This is a genomic window from Brevibacterium samyangense, from assembly GCF_039529845.1.
GTDB lineage: Bacteria > Actinomycetota > Actinomycetes > Actinomycetales > Brevibacteriaceae > Brevibacterium > Brevibacterium samyangense.
Window position 1 is genome coordinate 21688 of sequence record NZ_BAAANO010000035.1, and the last position, 15328, is coordinate 37015.

Annotated in this window: 16 protein-coding genes; 4 read left to right on the forward strand and 12 right to left on the reverse strand. The window is 69.3% G+C overall.

Annotation, left to right across the window (positions count from 1 at the left end; translation table 11 throughout):
• Window positions 1-61: 61 nt before the first annotated feature.
• The 5 genes from pafA to dop form a co-directional block, all read right to left on the reverse strand.
• A complete protein-coding gene (gene pafA, locus ABD172_RS14090; RefSeq protein ID WP_344310664.1) occupies window positions 62-1516 on the reverse strand; it encodes a Pup--protein ligase in 1455 nt (484 codons plus the stop codon).
• On the reverse strand, window positions 1516-2214 hold the full coding sequence (gene prcA / locus ABD172_RS14095; RefSeq protein ID WP_344310665.1) for a proteasome subunit alpha: 699 nt from the start codon (window positions 2212-2214) through the stop codon (window positions 1516-1518). Before prcA ends, pafA begins: the two co-directional genes overlap by 1 nt.
• On the reverse strand, window positions 2211-2975 hold the full coding sequence (prcB, locus tag ABD172_RS14100; RefSeq protein WP_344310666.1) for a proteasome subunit beta: 765 nt from the start codon (window positions 2973-2975) through the stop codon (window positions 2211-2213). Before prcB ends, prcA begins: the two co-directional genes overlap by 4 nt.
• Window positions 2976-3097: 122 nt before the next feature.
• Window positions 3098-3292 carry a ubiquitin-like protein Pup gene (locus tag ABD172_RS14105; protein ID WP_344310668.1) on the reverse strand — a complete coding sequence of 65 codons (195 nt, stop codon included), beginning with the start codon at window positions 3290-3292 and terminating at the stop codon, window positions 3098-3100.
• A 48-nt stretch (window positions 3293-3340) separates the two neighbouring features.
• Entirely contained in the window at window positions 3341-4900 is a 1560-nt protein-coding gene (dop, locus tag ABD172_RS14110) for a depupylase/deamidase Dop (RefSeq protein ID WP_344310670.1), read from the reverse strand.
• A 70-nt stretch (window positions 4901-4970) separates the two neighbouring features.
• On the opposite strand from dop, the gene ABD172_RS14115 reads away from it, so the two are divergent.
• Window positions 4971-5351 carry a DUF3054 domain-containing protein gene (locus tag ABD172_RS14115; protein WP_344310672.1) on the forward strand — a complete coding sequence of 127 codons (381 nt, stop codon included), beginning with the start codon at window positions 4971-4973 and terminating at the stop codon, window positions 5349-5351.
• A gap of 48 nt (window positions 5352-5399) precedes the next feature.
• Here the strand turns inward: ABD172_RS14115 and arc are convergent, their stop codons facing one another.
• From arc to ABD172_RS14130, 3 genes are read right to left on the reverse strand one after another with little or no spacing between them, the layout of a single operon-like run.
• Window positions 5400-7121 carry a proteasome ATPase gene (gene arc, locus ABD172_RS14120; RefSeq protein ID WP_344310673.1) on the reverse strand — a complete coding sequence of 574 codons (1722 nt, stop codon included), beginning with the start codon at window positions 7119-7121 and terminating at the stop codon, window positions 5400-5402.
• Window positions 7118-8305, reverse strand: coding sequence for a tRNA (adenine-N1)-methyltransferase (locus tag ABD172_RS14125; protein ID WP_344310675.1), 1188 nt, complete (start codon window positions 8303-8305; stop codon window positions 7118-7120). The genes arc and ABD172_RS14125 overlap by 4 nt, the downstream gene beginning before the upstream one ends.
• Before the next feature lie 31 nt (window positions 8306-8336).
• Entirely contained in the window at window positions 8337-9500 is a 1164-nt protein-coding gene (locus tag ABD172_RS14130) for a site-2 protease family protein (protein WP_344310677.1), read from the reverse strand.
• A 97-nt stretch (window positions 9501-9597) separates the two neighbouring features.
• On the opposite strand from ABD172_RS14130, the gene ABD172_RS14135 reads away from it, so the two are divergent.
• A complete protein-coding gene (locus ABD172_RS14135; protein ID WP_344310679.1) occupies window positions 9598-10440 on the forward strand; it encodes a RecB family exonuclease in 843 nt (280 codons plus the stop codon).
• Here the strand turns inward: ABD172_RS14135 and ABD172_RS14140 are convergent.
• Window positions 10388-11113, reverse strand: a complete 726-nt coding sequence (locus ABD172_RS14140; protein WP_344310680.1) for an HAD family hydrolase — start codon at window positions 11111-11113, stop codon at window positions 10388-10390. The two genes, ABD172_RS14135 and ABD172_RS14140, sit on opposite strands and share 53 nt — an antisense overlap.
• Window positions 11114-11168: 55 nt before the next feature.
• Between ABD172_RS14140 and ABD172_RS14145 the strand changes: the two genes are divergently transcribed.
• Complete coding sequence (locus tag ABD172_RS14145) at window positions 11169-12005, forward strand: proteasome assembly chaperone family protein (RefSeq protein ID WP_344310682.1); 837 nt, start codon at window positions 11169-11171, stop codon at window positions 12003-12005.
• 3 nt (window positions 12006-12008) lie between these two features.
• On the opposite strand, the gene mshC is transcribed toward ABD172_RS14145, so the two are convergent.
• The 3 genes from mshC to ABD172_RS14160 all read right to left on the reverse strand — a co-directional run bounded on the left by mshC (window position 12009) and on the right by ABD172_RS14160 (window position 14801).
• The gene (gene mshC / locus ABD172_RS14150; protein ID WP_344310683.1) at window positions 12009-13241 is read right to left on the reverse strand and encodes a cysteine--1-D-myo-inosityl 2-amino-2-deoxy-alpha-D-glucopyranoside ligase; all 1233 of its coding nucleotides are present in this window, start codon (window positions 13239-13241) and stop codon (window positions 12009-12011) included.
• An 88-nt stretch (window positions 13242-13329) separates the two neighbouring features.
• Window positions 13330-14193 (reverse strand): SCO1664 family protein, encoded by an 864-nt coding sequence (locus ABD172_RS14155; RefSeq protein WP_344310685.1) that lies wholly within the window; start codon window positions 14191-14193, stop codon window positions 13330-13332.
• 44 nt (window positions 14194-14237) lie between these two features.
• Window positions 14238-14801: a DUF3090 domain-containing protein gene (locus ABD172_RS14160; RefSeq protein WP_344310687.1), complete on the reverse strand. Its 564-nt coding sequence runs from the start codon at window positions 14799-14801 to the stop codon at window positions 14238-14240.
• A gap of 77 nt (window positions 14802-14878) precedes the next feature.
• Between ABD172_RS14160 and ABD172_RS14165 the strand changes: the two genes are divergently transcribed.
• Window positions 14879-15247 (forward strand): hypothetical protein, encoded by a 369-nt coding sequence (locus ABD172_RS14165; RefSeq protein ID WP_344310689.1) that lies wholly within the window; start codon window positions 14879-14881, stop codon window positions 15245-15247.
• The last annotated feature ends 81 nt before the right edge of the window (window positions 15248-15328 follow it).

Genomic DNA, 15328 nt, shown 5'->3' on the forward strand with positions numbered 1-15328 from the left:
GGACCAGTCTAGGGGCGCAGGTCCCGGGCGGATGTCCAGGCGGTGTTCAGCGGGGACTCATTCAGCCCCGTGCGATCGCGTCGATGAGCGTGTCGGCGGACTCGCTCGTCGGATCGAACGGGTCCTTGAGGACGACGGCGCGCTGCATCTGGTCGTTGAGGCGCAGGTGCACCCAGTCGACGGTGAAATCGCGTCCGGCGTCGTGGGCGGCGCCGACGAACCGACCACGGACGGCGGCACGGGTCGTCGCCGGCGGTTCCGTCGTCGCCCGGGCGATCGCTTCCGCCCCGACGGTCCGCGCGGCCAGCCCCGCTGCCTCGAGCTTGGGGAACATCCCCACCCCCGGGGTGAGGTCGTGGTACGCGAAGTCGAGACGGGCGATCCGGGGATCCGCGAGCCCCGCCTCCGACCGCGCGAGGTACCGGTCGACGAGCTTCTTCTTGATGACCCAGTCGATCTCGGTGTCGACGGTGGAGAAGTCCCCGGATTCCGTCGCCGTGAGCATCCGGGTCCACAGGTCGAGGACCCGGTGCGCCGTGGCGTCGTCGCCGAGCGAGTGATGACCGCCCTCGACGAGGTGCCGGGCACGCTCGAGATAGATGCCGAGGAGGTCGCGGACGGTGAGCGTCCGTCCGGAGGCGAGCTCGAGGACGTGGGAGCCGGTGAGGTCGCGGGCCACGTGGCGGATGTCGCGGATCGGGTTGCGGAGGGTGAGGTCCTCGATGGGGGCGCCGGTCTCGATGAGATCGAGCACGAGTCCGGCCGAGCCGACCTTGAGCTCCGTCGTCGTCTGCGACATCGACGAGTCCCCGACGATGACGTGGAGTCGCCGGTACTTCTCGGCGTCCGCGTGCGGTTCGTCCCGGGCGTTGATGATGGGGCGGGAACGGGTCGTCGCGGACGACACTCCCTCCCACATGACATCCGAGCGCGGCGACAGACCGTAGACGAGGTCCGCCGGCAGCGGCGGGACGACGGTCTGCGGCGCATTCGGGTTCGCCCGGTTCGCCTCGGCGGGTCGGAGATCCATGGACACGTGCGCCGGCAGCACGGCGCCCGCGCCGACGAGCAGCTGCCGGGTGACGAGGAAGGGCAGGAGCACCGTCGTGAGATGCGCGAAGTCCATCGTCCGGCGGATGAGGAAGTTCTCGTGGCTGCCGTAGGAGTTGCCCGCGGAGTCCGTGTTGTTCTTCACGAGGTGGGCGGTGCCGTCGAGACCGTCCTCCACCATCGTCTCCTGCGCCTGCCGCAGCAGATCGATCATGAGTTCCTGACCGGCTCCGTCCTGGGCGACGAGGTCCGGCAGGCGATCGCACTCCGCGGTCGCGTACTCCGGGTGGGAACCGACGTCGAGGTAGAGCCGTGCGCCGTTCGTGAGGAAGACGTTCGAGGAGCGGCCCCACGCGACGACGGGGCGGAAGAGGTACCGTGCGATCTCCTCGGGCCCGAGGCGGCGACCCTCACCGGCCGTGAAGGCGATGCCGTACTCGGTCTCGAGCCCGAAGATGCGTTTCATCACTGGTCCTTCTCCAACAGTGCCGTGACCTCGGGGTCCGTGAGGCGACGGAAGGTGCGGTGCGAGGCGGAGGTGCGGTCGAGGACCGCCGCCTCGAGGTGTTCGACCGGCAGCGGTGCGTCACCGGCCGAGGAGGCGGAGAGCGCCTCCACCGCGAGGCGCAGCACGGTGCCGAGCTCCTTGTCCGCGGTCGTGAGTGCCGCGAGTCTCGCCCCGACCGCCTCGGCCTGACCGCCGATCGCGACGTGGTCGATCTCGTCGACGACGGAACCGTCGTAGGAGAGCCGGTAGAGGCGGTCCTCCTCCGCGGTGCGACCGACCTCGGCCACGACGAGTTCGACCTCGTAGGGCTTCGACTCGGTCGTGAACACCCCCGCGAGCGTCTGCGCGTAGGCGTTCGTGAGGCCCCTGGCGGTGACGTCCGCCCGGTCGTAGGAGTACCCGCGGAGATCCGCGTACCGCACTCCGGCCTGCCGGAGCGTCTCGAACTCGTTGTACTTGCCGACGGCTGCGAAGCCGATGCGGTCGTAGATCTCCGCGAGCTTGTGGAGAGTGGACGAGGGGTTCTCCGCGAGCATGAGGATGCCGTCGGTGTACCGGAGGACGACGACCGACCGGCCGCGGGCGATGCCCTTCCGCGCGAACTCCGCGCGGTCCTTCATGAGCTGTTCGGGAGAGACGTAGAACGGTGCACTCATCGCCGGCCCCTTTCCGAGCGGGAATCGATGACGGTACGGGCGAGGGCGAGCACCTCGTCCTGCCCCGCGAGGGAGATCCCGTCACCGGTGACGAGGTACACGAGCGGTCCGACCGAGCGCATGAAGTCCGGGCCACCGGTCGCCGAATCGTCGTCGGCGGCGTCGATGAGCGCCTCGATCGCGACCCGCACCGCGGACTCCCGGTCGAGGTCCGGCTTCCACAGTTTCTTGAGGGCACCGCGGGCGAAGCCGGATCCGGAGCCGATCGAGTGGAAGGCGACCTCCTCGTACTTGCCGCCGGTGACGTCGAAGGAATAGATGCGCCCGGCGCCGGCGCCCGGTTCGACGCCGGCGAAGAGCGGCACGACCGCGAGCCCCTGCATCGCCATGCCGAGGTTCGAGCGCAACATCGCCGCGAGGCGGTTCGCCTTGCCCTCGAGGGACAGCGGCGTGCCCTCGATCTTCTCGTAGTGCTCGAGTTCGAGCTGGAAGAGACGGATGAGCTCGAGCGCGAGGCCCGCGGCACCGGCGATGCCGATGACCGAGGCGGAGTCCGCCGGATGCACCTTCTCGATCGTGTGGCTGGCGATGACGTTGCCGACCGTCGCCCGCCGGTCACCGGCCATGAGGATGCCCTCGGCCGTCTTGAAGGAGACGATCGTCGTACCCTCGGGGACGCCGAGGTGGTCGGCGGCACCGAAAACACGGGCACCGAAATCAGGTGCACCGAGATCACGGCCGCCGGGGTGCGTTCCGGTCATCGTTCCTCCTCCCGGCAGGACCTCCGGCGCGACCGTACGCGCGAACTCGAGGAAGGAGCTCGTCGTCACGTTCCGGAAATCGGTGCCGAACCCGAGGTCCCCGTGTCGGCCGAGTGCTCCTGTCACTGCCCGCCCTTCTGCACGAAGTTGCGGACGAACTCCTCGGCGTTCGACTCGAGGACGCTGTCGATGTCGTCGAGGATGTCGTCGACCGCCTGGGTGTTCACCTGCGCCTGCGCCTGGGGCTGGAGGTCGGGCAGGTCCGCGGGCTCGGCGGAGTCCGACCGGTTCTTCGAGATCTGTTCCTGGCCGCTCATCGTGGGCTCCTTCGGGTAACCGGGTATGCGGGGTGTGTGGACACGATCCTAATGGGCCGTGCGCGTCGTATCGGAGGGGCGGGCCGGTCGCTGCGAACCCCGGACGCCGAGCGCCGCGAGGAGTTCCGCCACGTCCGAGGCGCCGGCCAGCGCCGGGCCGACGAGCGCCTCGGTGCCCTTGAGGGGCTCCTTCATCGGGATCCGTACCGCGGTCTCCGGTCCGGTCGAGAGGATGAGGGAGTCCCAGCTCGCCGACACGAGGTCCGGGGTGAACCGGCTCACGACGGTCCCGCGGAGATAGGCCCGGGTGTCGGACGGCGGGGTGGTGACGGCGGTGGCGACCGACTCGGGGGTGGAGAGGCGGCGGATGCGACCGGCCTGTTCGAGCTGGTGGAAGAGCCCCTTCGACGGCCGCACGTCGTGGTACTGGACGTCGACGAGCGCGAGCTTCGGGTGGGACCAGTCGAGGCCCTCGCGCGTGCGATAGCCCTCGAGGAGCGCGAGCTTCGCGATCCAGTCCACGGAGTCCCGCAGTTCCATCGGATCGCGCGCGAGGGCGTCGAGGAACTCCTGCCAGAGGTCGAGGACCTCGGCCGTGTCCGGGTCCGGCCCCTCCCCCGCCGCGTCGCGAGCCGCATCGAGGTACGCCTGCTGGATCTCGAGGGCTGTGAGCGAGGATCCGTCCGCGAGCGGCAGGTGGGCCGAGAGCGTGAGGTCGTGGGAGACGTCCCAGAGCGACTGCAGCGGGTCATCGAGCTCGATGCGTGGTGCGAGACCGGCCTCGATGAGCCCGAGGACGAGCGAGGTCGTGCCGAACCGCAGGAGGGTCGCCGGTTCCGCGAGCGTCGCGTCCCCGAGGATCACGTGGAGGCGGCGGTACTTCGTCGGATCCGCATGGGGTTCGTCGCGGGTGTTCACGATCGGTCGGCGCAGCGTCGTCTCGAGGCCGACCTCCGCCTCGAAGAAGTCCGCGCGGGACGAGATCTGGAAACCGGGGGTCTGCCCGGCCTGTCCGACCCCGACACGCCCGGCTCCGCACAGGATCTGCCGGGTGACGAAGAACGGGGTGATCCCGGCGACGACGTCCTCGAAGGGGACGTCGCGACGCACGAGGTAGTTCTCGTGCGCGCCGTAGGACGCGCCCTTGGAATCCGTGTTGTTCTTGTAGAGGTTCACCGGCTGTCGCGAGTGCGCGAGCTGTTCGACCGCCTCGAGGGCGACGAGGTCGCCGGCCCGGTCCCACACGACGACGTCGCGCGGGGTGAGGGTCTCCGGGGACGAGTACTCGGGGTGCGCGTGGTCGACGTAGAGACGGGCCCCGTTCTCGAGGACGACGTTCGCGAGGTACTGGGCCTCGGGTTGCGCCTGCGGGATGTGGGTGAGCTGACTGATGTCCGCGTCCTCGACGTTCATGAGGAAACCACGGGCGTCGCGGAGGGGCGATTCGGTCTCGAAGTCCCAGAAGTTCTGGCTCGATCGCAGACCCCGCGGGCCCGCATAGGCATCGACGACGCGCGCGGAGTCCCGCATCGGATTCGCATGGGGGTTCCCGGGCTGGGAGATCCCGTACTCGGTCTCCGCGCCCATGACGCGCCTGACACTCAGCATTCTCGTTCCGTCCTGTGTGCTGGGGATGTGTACTCGCAGGGAGGAGTGCGGCCTTCCGTAGACTCTACGCGTGGCATCGAAGAAAACCTCCCATGTGTTCCTGGCCCTCGTCATCGACCTCGTGCTCGTCGTCCTCTTCACCGTCGTCGGGCACTACACCCACGCCCACTCGCTCGATCTCGAGGGGATCGTGAGCACTGCGTGGCCGTTCGTCACCGCTCTCGTCGCCGCGTGGATCCTCGCGGCCGTGTGGGACCGGCCGCTCTCCCCGTTGAAGACGGGTACCGCGGTGTGGGCGATCACGGTGCTGCTCGGCATGGTGATCCGGGCCGTCACGGGTGAGGGCACCGCGGGTGCCTTCATCGTCGTCGCGGCCTCGCTCAACCTCCTCACCCTCGTGGGGTGGCGGGTCATCGCCTCGGCGACGACCCGCCGTGGCTCCCGCCGCTGACGGGAACCACGGACCGGTCGGCTGCCGGACCGGTCCCCGGGTGAGGGATCAGACCAGGCTCGGGTCCGCCTCGACGGTCTCCACCCCGGGCGCTCCGGCGCCGCCTCCGTGGAGCCCGGCGTCCGGAACCGGGGAGAAGCCCTCGCCGTGGATCATCCGCAGCTGGGTGATGCGTTCGCCCTTCTTCCCGCTGATCCGCGCCCATTCGTCCGGGTTCGTCGTGTTCGGCAGGTCCTCGTGCTCCGCGAACTCCTCCGCGATCGCGTGTTCGAAGTGCGCCATCCGCAGGCCCCGCTCGCCCTCGGCGAGGAGGTCCTTGATCGCGAACTTCTTCGCGCGGTCGACGATGTTCGCGATCATCGCGCCGGAGGCGAAGTCGGAGAAGAAGAGTTCCTCCTTCGCGCCGGTCGCATAGGTGACCTCGACGAACCGGTTCTCCGGGGTGTGCGCGAACATCCGCTCGACACTCCGCTCGATGAGCGAGTCCGCCGCGGCCTCGGGGGAACCCGCCGCCTCGACCTCGGAGGCGTGGAGCGGCAGGGCTGCCGTGAGGTACTTCGAGAAGATGTCCCGGGCGGCCTCCGCATCCGGACGCTCGATGCGGATCTTCACGTCGAGGCGTCCCGGACGGAGGATCGCCGGGTCGATGAGGTCCTCGCGGTTGGAGGCGCCGATGACGATGACGTTGTCCATGCGTTCGACGCCGTCGATCTCCGTGAGGAGCTGCGGCACGATCGTCGTCTCCACGTCCGAGGACTTGCCCGTGCCCCGGGTGCGGAACAGGGACTCCATCTCGTCGAAGAAGACGACGACCGGCGAACCGCTCGAGGCCTTCTCCCGGGCGCGGGCGAAGATCATCCGGATCTGTCGTTCGGTCTCACCGACGTACTTGTCGAGGAGCTCGGGACCCTTGATGTTGAGGAAGTACGAGCGGACGGTGCCGGTCGCATCCGAGGAGGCGGTTCCACCGGAGCCCTGACAACCGGCCTTCCGCTGGGCGAGCGAATGGGCCACCGCCTTCGCGATGAGCGTCTTGCCGCACCCGGGGGGACCGTAGAGCAGGATGCCCTTCGGGGGTTTGAGGCCGTGCTCGGTGTACAGGTGCGGGTGCTCGAAGGGGAGCTCGACGGCGTCCTGGATCATGTCGATCTGTGCCGAGAGCCCACCGATGTCGTTGTACGAGATATCGGGCACCTCCTCGAGCAGGAGCGAGGCGACCTCGGGCTTCTCGATCTTCTCCGTCGCGAAATGCGTGCGGGTGTCGACGAGCACGTGATCGCCGACCCGTACACCCTCGGCGGCGAGGGGAGCCGCGAGCGAGTACACCTGTTCGTCGTCACCGGGAGTACCGATGAGGATGCGGTCGTCCGGGAGGAGCTCGCGGATCGGGAACACATTGCCGACCGAGGCGAATCCCTCGATCCCGATCGCCACAAGGCCCTCGGACAGCCGCACGTCGATACCCGGCACGAGCCGGAGGAGGTCGAGATCCGGGGAGATCGCGACCCGCATGCGACGTCCTGCGGTCGTGATGTCGAGGCTGTGCGTGCCGTCCTCGTTCTCGACGGTACCGATCACGGTACCGAAGGAGTTCGGCGGGTCCGACAGGCGCTCGGCCTCCGCCTTGATCCGCACGAGTTCCTCCCGCGCAGTGCGCAGGGTCTTCGAGAGTGCTTCGTTGCGCTTGCCCGCGTTGAACAACTGCTGACGCAGTTGCGAGGCGTCCTGGCGGAGCCGTGCGAGTTCGTCGCCGGCCGGGCTGTGGGTCATGAGTCCTCCTCGGGTGCAGTGGGGACCGGCGTCTCGCCGGCTGCACCTTCGACTGTGCCACGAACGGGGTTCCCGGTCGTGGGGGTGTCCACGTCGTGTGTCGCCGTGGCGTCCTGTGCCACGGCCTCGTCGTCGGCCGCCTCCCGGGCGGCTGCCTTGTGGATCGCGCGTTCGCGTTTGCCCACTTCACGAATAACACGCCGAAGTTTCTTGGGAGTTGCCTCCCGGTTCCCCAGGGCCGCATCGGTGATCTCGCCGCCCTCCCACGCCTCGCGGTCCTCGGCCGAGGGTTCGGCCGCCTGCGGACGCTTCTTGCGCTCGAGGGTCTCCTCCCCCGGCGCCATCGTGCGGGCCATGACGAGGAACCCGGTGTGGCCGATCATCCGGTGCTCCGGGCGGACGGCGAGTCCCTCGAGATGCCACTCGCGGACCATCGACTCGAACGCGGTCGGTTCGGTGAACCGGCCCGAGGCGCGCATCGCCTCGGCGGTCCGGGACAACTGCGTCGCCGTGGCGACGTAGCAGATGACGACACCACCGGGCACGAGAGCGGTCGCCACGGCGTCGAGGCACTCCCAGGGCGCGAGCATGTCGAGGACGACGCGGTCGACGGTGCCCGGCGCGTACGCCTGCGGCAGCTCCTCCACGAGGTCGCCGACGGTGAGCTTGTGCCCCGGGTGCTCGGCGCCGAAGAAGTCCTTGATGTTTCCGGCGGCGATCTGCGCGAACTCCTCACGGCGTTCGAAGGAGTGGACGGTGCCGTGGTCGCCGACCGCCCGCAGGAGCGAGAGGGTGAGGGCGCCGGACCCGACGCCCGCCTCGACGACGGTGGCTCCCGGGTAGATGTCGGCCATCGTGACGATGAGTGCGGCGTCCTTCGCGTAGACGACCGCAGCACCACGCGGCATCGAGAGGACGAAGTCCTCGAGGAGCGGGCGGAGTACCTGGAAGGGCACTCCCCCGGAGTTCTCGACGACGATCCCCTCGGGACGACCGATGAGGTCGTCGTGACGGATGAGGCCCTTGTGGGTGTGGAAGGCCTCCCCGGCGTGGAGGACGACGGTGTGGAGGCGTCCCTTGGGATCCGTGAGCTGGACCTTGTCGCCGACCTTGAGCGGTCCGCGGCGGTCGGCCGCGCCCAGGGGGACGGAGGTGGGATCGGTGGAAGGAACGGAAGAGGTCATCCCCCGATTCTACGAGGTCCGGGACTTCCGTTCAGGCAGCGAGGAGCTCGTCGAAGAACTCCGGGAGGTCGATGACCCCGACGAGGGTCGAGCCGTCCATGACGAGGCAGAACCGGGCCTTCGGACGGTGGGTGAGCGACTCGAGGAGGTGGGGGGCGGTGATGTCGCGGGGAACCCCGATCCAGGGTCCGAGCGGCCGGGCGAATGCGCTCACGTGGTGCCGTTCGCCACCGGCGGGCACGGCCGAGGCGGCGTGCCGGTCGAGGATCCCGAACGGCAGACCGTGCTCGTCGAGGACGACGACGAGCGTGGAGGTGCGGGCCGGCCCCACGGTGTCCGCGTACGCGAGGGTGCGGTCGACGTCCGCGTCCCAGGTCGCCGAGATCGCCGGCTGGATCACCTGCGCGAGGTCGTAGGTCTCCATCCGACGGGCGCGCTTCGCGTGGGTCGCGGCGTCCCCGGCGGAGAACCACAACATGAGCGCGATCCCGCCCATCCACGCGAGCGTGATGACGGAGGGGCGTTCGCCCGCGAACAGTGGCGGCAGCACCGCGTAGGCGAGGAAGCAGACGGCGATCACCCGGCCCACCCAGGCCGCCACGATCGTGCCGTGGTACTGGCTGCCGGTGAAACGTGCGACGAGGGCCTGGAGTGCCCAGCCGCCGTCGAGCGGGATCCCGGGGAGGAGGTTGATGACGCCGAGCGCGACGTTCGCGAACGCGACGGCGAGGAGGAGCAACCACGCGACCGAGGCGTGATCGACGACGTGGAGGAGTCCCCATCCGACAGCGGCGAGGACGAGGTTCACGAGCGGGCCGACGATCGAGATGACGAACCCGGCCCAGCTCGAGGACTTCTGGTCCGTGTCGATCGTGGGCTCGAAGCGGGTGAAACCGCCCCACACGTTGAGCTCGATGGCGGCGACCCGTTGGCCGGAGAGCCGGCCGGCGACACCGTGGGCGAGTTCGTGGAGGAACACCGAGGCGAAGAGCAGGACCGCGTAGAGGAACCCGATGACCCATGCGCCGGTCCCGAGGTCCGGGCGCACGCTCATCACCCACGGGGAGAACAGCACGGTCATGAGCACGGCGGCGATGAACCACGACCAGGACAGGATCACGGGGGCGCCGAGGACCCGGCCGAGGGTGAGTCCCGTCGAGGCGCCGGTTCTCCGTGCTGATGTGGTTTCGGGCATGCGGACCATCGTAGTGGGACGATCGGGACGGACGGTGGAGGCGCGGGCCTGTGTTGGTCGAGAGCCGGTGTCCGTGGCCCCGACTAGAGTGCAGCCCATGGTCGAACTCGCCGCACTGTCGCCGTCCCGGGCCAACGACTTCGTCTCGTGCCCGCTCAAGTTCCGGTTCCGCACGGTGGACAAGCTGCCGGAGCCGCCCTCGCCCGCGGCATTCCGCGGCACGCTCGTCCATGCGGTCCTCGAACACCTCTTCGACGAACCCGCCGACCGGCGCACGCACGAGGTCGCGGTGTCGAAGGTCCCGGCCCTCTACGAGGAACTCGCGGCGAAGAATCCCGACGTCCCTCTCATGTACCCCACCGAGGCCGATGTGCAGAAACTCCGGAAGGAGGCCTCCGCACTCCTCGGGGCGTACTTCGGGCTCGAACTGCCCGGGCGCCTCGAACCGGCGGAGCGGGAGAAGTTCGTGTCCGCGGAACTCGACAACGGTCTCGTGCTCCGCGGATTCATCGACAGGGTGGACGTCGCCCCCGGAGGTGAGGTGCGCCTCGTCGACTACAAGACCGGGAAGCAACCGAAACCGCAGTACGGGCGGGAGGCCGAGTTCCAGATGCGGTTCTATGCGGTGCTCCAGTTCCGGGCGACCGGGCACCTCGTGCACACGCTCCAGCTCATGTACCTCGGTGGGGGCGGCAGCATCAAGGCGTACCGGCCCACTCCGAGCGACGTCGAACGGACCGCGGAGGAGATCCTTGCCATCTGGAACGACATCACTGCCATGGCGCTCTCCGGGAACTGGCGCGCCCGGCGCTCACCCCTGTGCAACTGGTGTCACTTCAAGAGCATCTGCCCCGCGTGGGGCAACACCGCACCGGAGCCACCGGAGATCACCCGGATCGCCGGGACGCCTCCGGCAGGTGTGACGACGGCGATTCCGTGAGCAGCGCAGCGTGAGGCCCGGTGAACGACCGCGCGAGTGACTCGAGCGTTTCCACGGTCATCCCGTCGAGGGTCGGCACGAGGACGCGTCCGGGGCCGTCGGCGAGCGGTACGTGGTGCGGGATACCGATCGCGAGGGTGCCGGCCGCAACAGCGCTCGTGATCCCGGGGACCGAGTCCTCGAGCGCGAGGCACTTCCCCGGCGCGAGGTCGAGGGCGGCAGCCGCGGTGAGGTACGGTTCCGGATCCGGCTTCCCCCGGGAGACGTCGTCCCCGGCGATGATCCCCGTGAACGTGCCCTCCGGGCACGCGGCGACGACGGCCTCCGCCAGCCGCCGGTAGGACATCGTCACGAGCATGCAGGGGATCTGCTGTGCACGGAGCTCGGCGAGCAGCGCCTGCACACCCGGACGGAAGGGCACGTGCTCGGCGACGAGGACACCCACCCGGTCGAGGAGGTCCTCGACGATCACGGGCGGGTCGAGCGGAAGTCCGTGTGCCACGAGGATCTTCGCGGAGTCGATGAGGTCGTTGCCGACCATGAGGAGCTGCTGCTCCTGGCTCCACGTGAGTCCGTGCTCACCCATGAGGGCCGCGATGGCCTCCATCCAATAGTGTTCCGTGTCCACGAGCGTGCCGTCCATGTCCCAGAGAACGGCGGAGAAGGTCTGCATGGCTCCATCCCATCACACTCGGCGACCCTTCCGTGCGGCGCGTACCCTGGACGCCATGAAGTTCCTTCCCACCGACGGACACCGACTCGTCGTCATCGCCTACGAAGGCTGGAACGACGCGGGAGAAGCAGCGGTCGACACCGCCCATCACCTCATCGAGCAGTGGCAGCTCGGCCTCGCCGAGGTCCACCGCTGCGAGGAGTACTTCGACATGACGTTCATCCGTCCGGTCGTGAAGCGGACCGGGCACGGCCCGGTCGTCGAATGGCCCCGCCTGCAGCGCTGGGAGGGCACGATCACGGGCACCGACGTCGCCGCCGAGGTGTGGGTGGGGGTCGAACCCTCGTACCGGTGGACCGCGTTCGTCGACATCATCCGGGACCGTCTCACCGCCGACGACCGTGTCGTCCTGCTCGGCGCGCTCCTCGCGGACGTCGTGCACACCCGGCCCCTGCCGGTGTCCGCGACGGCGGAAACGGCGGAACTGAGCGAGCGCTTCGCGGTCGACGTGGCCGAGTACGAGGGGCCGGTCGGGATCGTCGGGGTCGCCGCGGCACTACTGCTCGAGAAACACATCCCCGCGGTGTCCCTCTGGGTCGCGGTGCCCGGTTACGCCGCCGGGGGTCCCTCTCCCAAGGCGATCCTCGCGCTCCTCGGTGCGTTCGAGGAGACGACGGGGCTCGTCGTCCCGCAGTACGACCTCGTCGAGGAGTCGCGCGCCTGGGAACTCGGCACGGACCAACTCGTCGAGTCCGATCCGGACCTCGCGGAGCACGTCGCGCGCATCGAGGGAATGACGGATGCCTCCGAACTCCCCGAGGCGAGCGGCGACGCGATCGCCCGGGAATTCGAGAAGTACCTGAGCCGCCGGCGCGGCGACGCGGACCGCTGAGGGTTACAGCTTCACACCGAGCAGCGCGTCGATCGCCGCGACGACGGTGGTGGTGTCCTCGTCGGCGGGCTCGTCGAGGACACCGGCCGCCCAGTTGTCGAGGACGTCGAGAGCGGTCGTCGTGTCGAGGTCGTCCGCGAGCGACAACCGCAGGTCCGTGAGGACCTTCTTCGCGGGCACGCCCGAGCGCCGGGAGGCGGCAACGCGCCAGGAGGCGAGGCGGGCCTCGGCACTCGCGAGGAGGGCGTCCTCGTACATCCAGTCACTGCGGTAGTGGTGCGCGAGGAGAACGAGGCGGATGGCCATCGGATCCGTGCCGGCGGCGCGCAGCTTCGAGACGAGCACGAGGTTGCCGCGGGACTTGCTCATCTTGTGGCCCTCGTAGCCGACCATGCCGGTGTGCATGAAGGTCTCCGCGAACGGCTTCCCGGTGAGGGCGGTCGCGTGGGCCGCGCACATCTCGTGGTGCGGGAACACGAGGTCGGAACCGCCACCCTGGACGGTGAGCGGAAAACCCGCGTACTTCCCCGCGATGACCGCGCACTCGATGTGCCACCCGGGGCGCCCGGCGCCGAGCGATCGTCCGTCCCAGCTCGGTTCGCCCTCGCGTGCGGCACGCCACAGGAGGGCGTCGAGCGGGTCCTCCTTGCCGGGGGTCTCGGGGTCGCCACCGCGTTCGGCGAAGACCTCGAGCATGGCCTCCCGGTCGAGGCGGGACTCGAAACCGAACGGCGGATCGAGTTCGGTCGCGATGCGGTAATAGACGTCGCCGTTCTCGAGAGTGTACGCATGTCCGGCGGCGAGGAGCTGCTCGACCGCGTCGACGACGAGGTCGATGCTCTCGACGGCGCCGATGTACGACTGCGGGGGAACGACCCGCAGGGCCTCCATATCGGTGTGGAAGAGCTCGATCTGTTCGGCTGCGAGTTCTCGCCAGTCGACGCCGGTCGCGTTCGCCCGTTCGAGCAGCGGATCGTCCACATCGGTCGTGTTCTGCACGTAGACGACGTCGATCCCGGCGTCCTTCCACAGGCGCACCAGGATGTCGAACGCGACGTAGGTGGCCGCGTGCCCGAGGTGGGTGGCGTCGTACGGCGTGATCCCGCAGACGTAGAGCCGCGCGGTCTCCCCGGCTCGTGGAGTGGGAACCGGTCCTCGCCGCGAGGTACAGAACACCGTCGGGGCCTTCGTGGCGGACGGCAGGGACGGGATCTCGGGTGCTGACCAGGACTTCACCGGGTCAGCTTACGAGCGGCGCCGGGGAAGTTCAAAAGCATGCCGACGGCGGCAGTGCGCGGAACGCGCCAGGACTCCGGGGCCCGGACTACAGGGGCGGCCACGGGATGGGGTACCGGTCGTCCGGCGGCAGGGGGAACCGTCCGGCGTGCTGCAGGTGGGCGACCCGGTCCGCGAGGGCGCCGAGTTCCGCGGGATCGAGCAGGGAGCCGAGCTCCCCGTCGGCCTCTCCGGTGAGCGCTGCGTCCACGACCCGGGCCGCGGACTCGAGCACCGTGGACTCCGCGTGGGTGAAGACGTCGTCGGCGAACCCCCAGAGCACGGTGCGCACCTTGGGCTCGGTGTGGAAGGTGAGCCCGTTGTCGATGCCGAACACCCGGGGCGAGGCCGCGGCGTCGAAACGGTAGTGCCCGCGGAAGATGTGACTGCCCTTGCGGTCCGCGTTGTTCGCGATCTCGTCGAAGAGTGCGAGCATCCGGACCTCCGGATCCGTCGCGTGGGCGACGAGCACCGGCGTGCCGTCCTCCGTCTGCGCGGAGAACACCGGGGCCCAGTCCTCGGGGAGGTCCTGCGGCAGGAAGAACGACGCCGAATCGCCGTCGTCGACCGTCTCCACGTACACCTGGAGCGACGCCGGACCGTACGGCAGGTCGGTGCGGAGCACGGTCGGTGGGACGACGTCCGCCCCACTCGACGCGCTGAGGGCATAGGCGGCGGCCTCACGGGCGGCGAGCGTGCCGAACGGGAAGTCCGCCAGTGGCCGCTCCCCCGCCGTGGGTTTGAGGACGGCACGCAGAGGTGCGTTGCGCGGCGCGTCCCCGCCTCCCGCATCCGTCGTGCCCCCGTCGTCGGAGACGAGGACGAGTCGGGTGTCGTTGCTCGCGCCGGGGATCCGTCCGAGCTCCCGCACCTCACCGGTACGCAGGAGCGCGACCACCTGTTCCTCGGTCATGCGCCGGCCGTCGATCGACGGGTGGGCATCGAACCGCACGCCCGTCAGCGGGCGATGCCGTTGGCCCGCGGGCACATGTGTCCGTCGGGGTCGAGCGGCAAGGAGCAGAACGGGCAGTCCTGACGGCCGGCATTCACGACCTGGTCGGCACGCCGGGCGAACTCCCGGGCCTGCGCGGCGGTGAGGACGACGCGAAGCTTCGACCTGCCGTCCTCGACCTCCGGCCCGGCGCTCTCCCCCGCCTCGGCGTCACCCTGGGTGAGCTCGAAGCACTCGACGACGAGATGACCGGCGAGGGTGTCCCATCCGAGGCTCATCGTCCCGATCCGGAACTCCGGTTCGATCGGGATCGAGAGGCCTGCGTTGTCGATGTGCGAGGCGAGCGGCACGAGCGGGATCGACTGTGGGTCCGCGGACTTCGCGCGCACCATGTCGAGGAGCTCGTTCATGCGTTCACCGAGCAGTTCCGCCTGTTCCTTCTCGAGGACGACGGAGTGGACCGTCATACCCGTCTTCGCCTGGAGGAAGAAGGTCCTCTCCCCCGGCAGACCGACGGTGCCGACGACGAAGCGATCGGGGTGCGGATGATCCAAGACGTGGGGTGCCATGGACACCAGCCTATTCCACCGCCCCACCCCCGACATCCGGGTCCTTCGCGAGGCGTTGCACGGGGTACATTGGGGGCATGAGCCTTGAACCGGACGTGGCACTCGAAGAGTTCCTCACTGCAATCCGCGCGCACTTCGCTGCAGCGGCACATCGCACCTCGGACACGGACCCCCGGGTCGAGGCGACCTACATGGCCCTCGCGGACGCGTTCGAGATCTACGAGGACGCTCTCTACACCGCTTACGACGAGGTCACCCCCTTCGAGCTCTTCGACGACGTCGAGGACGCGAAGGCGGACGACGCCGAGGACCTCGACGAGGAGGACCTCGAGGACACCGACGACGATCTCGAGGAGGACGACTATCTCGACGACGAGGCGCTCGAGGACGACGACTCCGATGAGGACGACGCCGACGACTCCGAGGACGCATCCACGAAGCCCTGATCGGGTACGGGCCACCTCGGCACCCGGCAGGCACAGGCTCTTCTCGCACGCACGCGAGCACCCATACACACACTGCGGGCC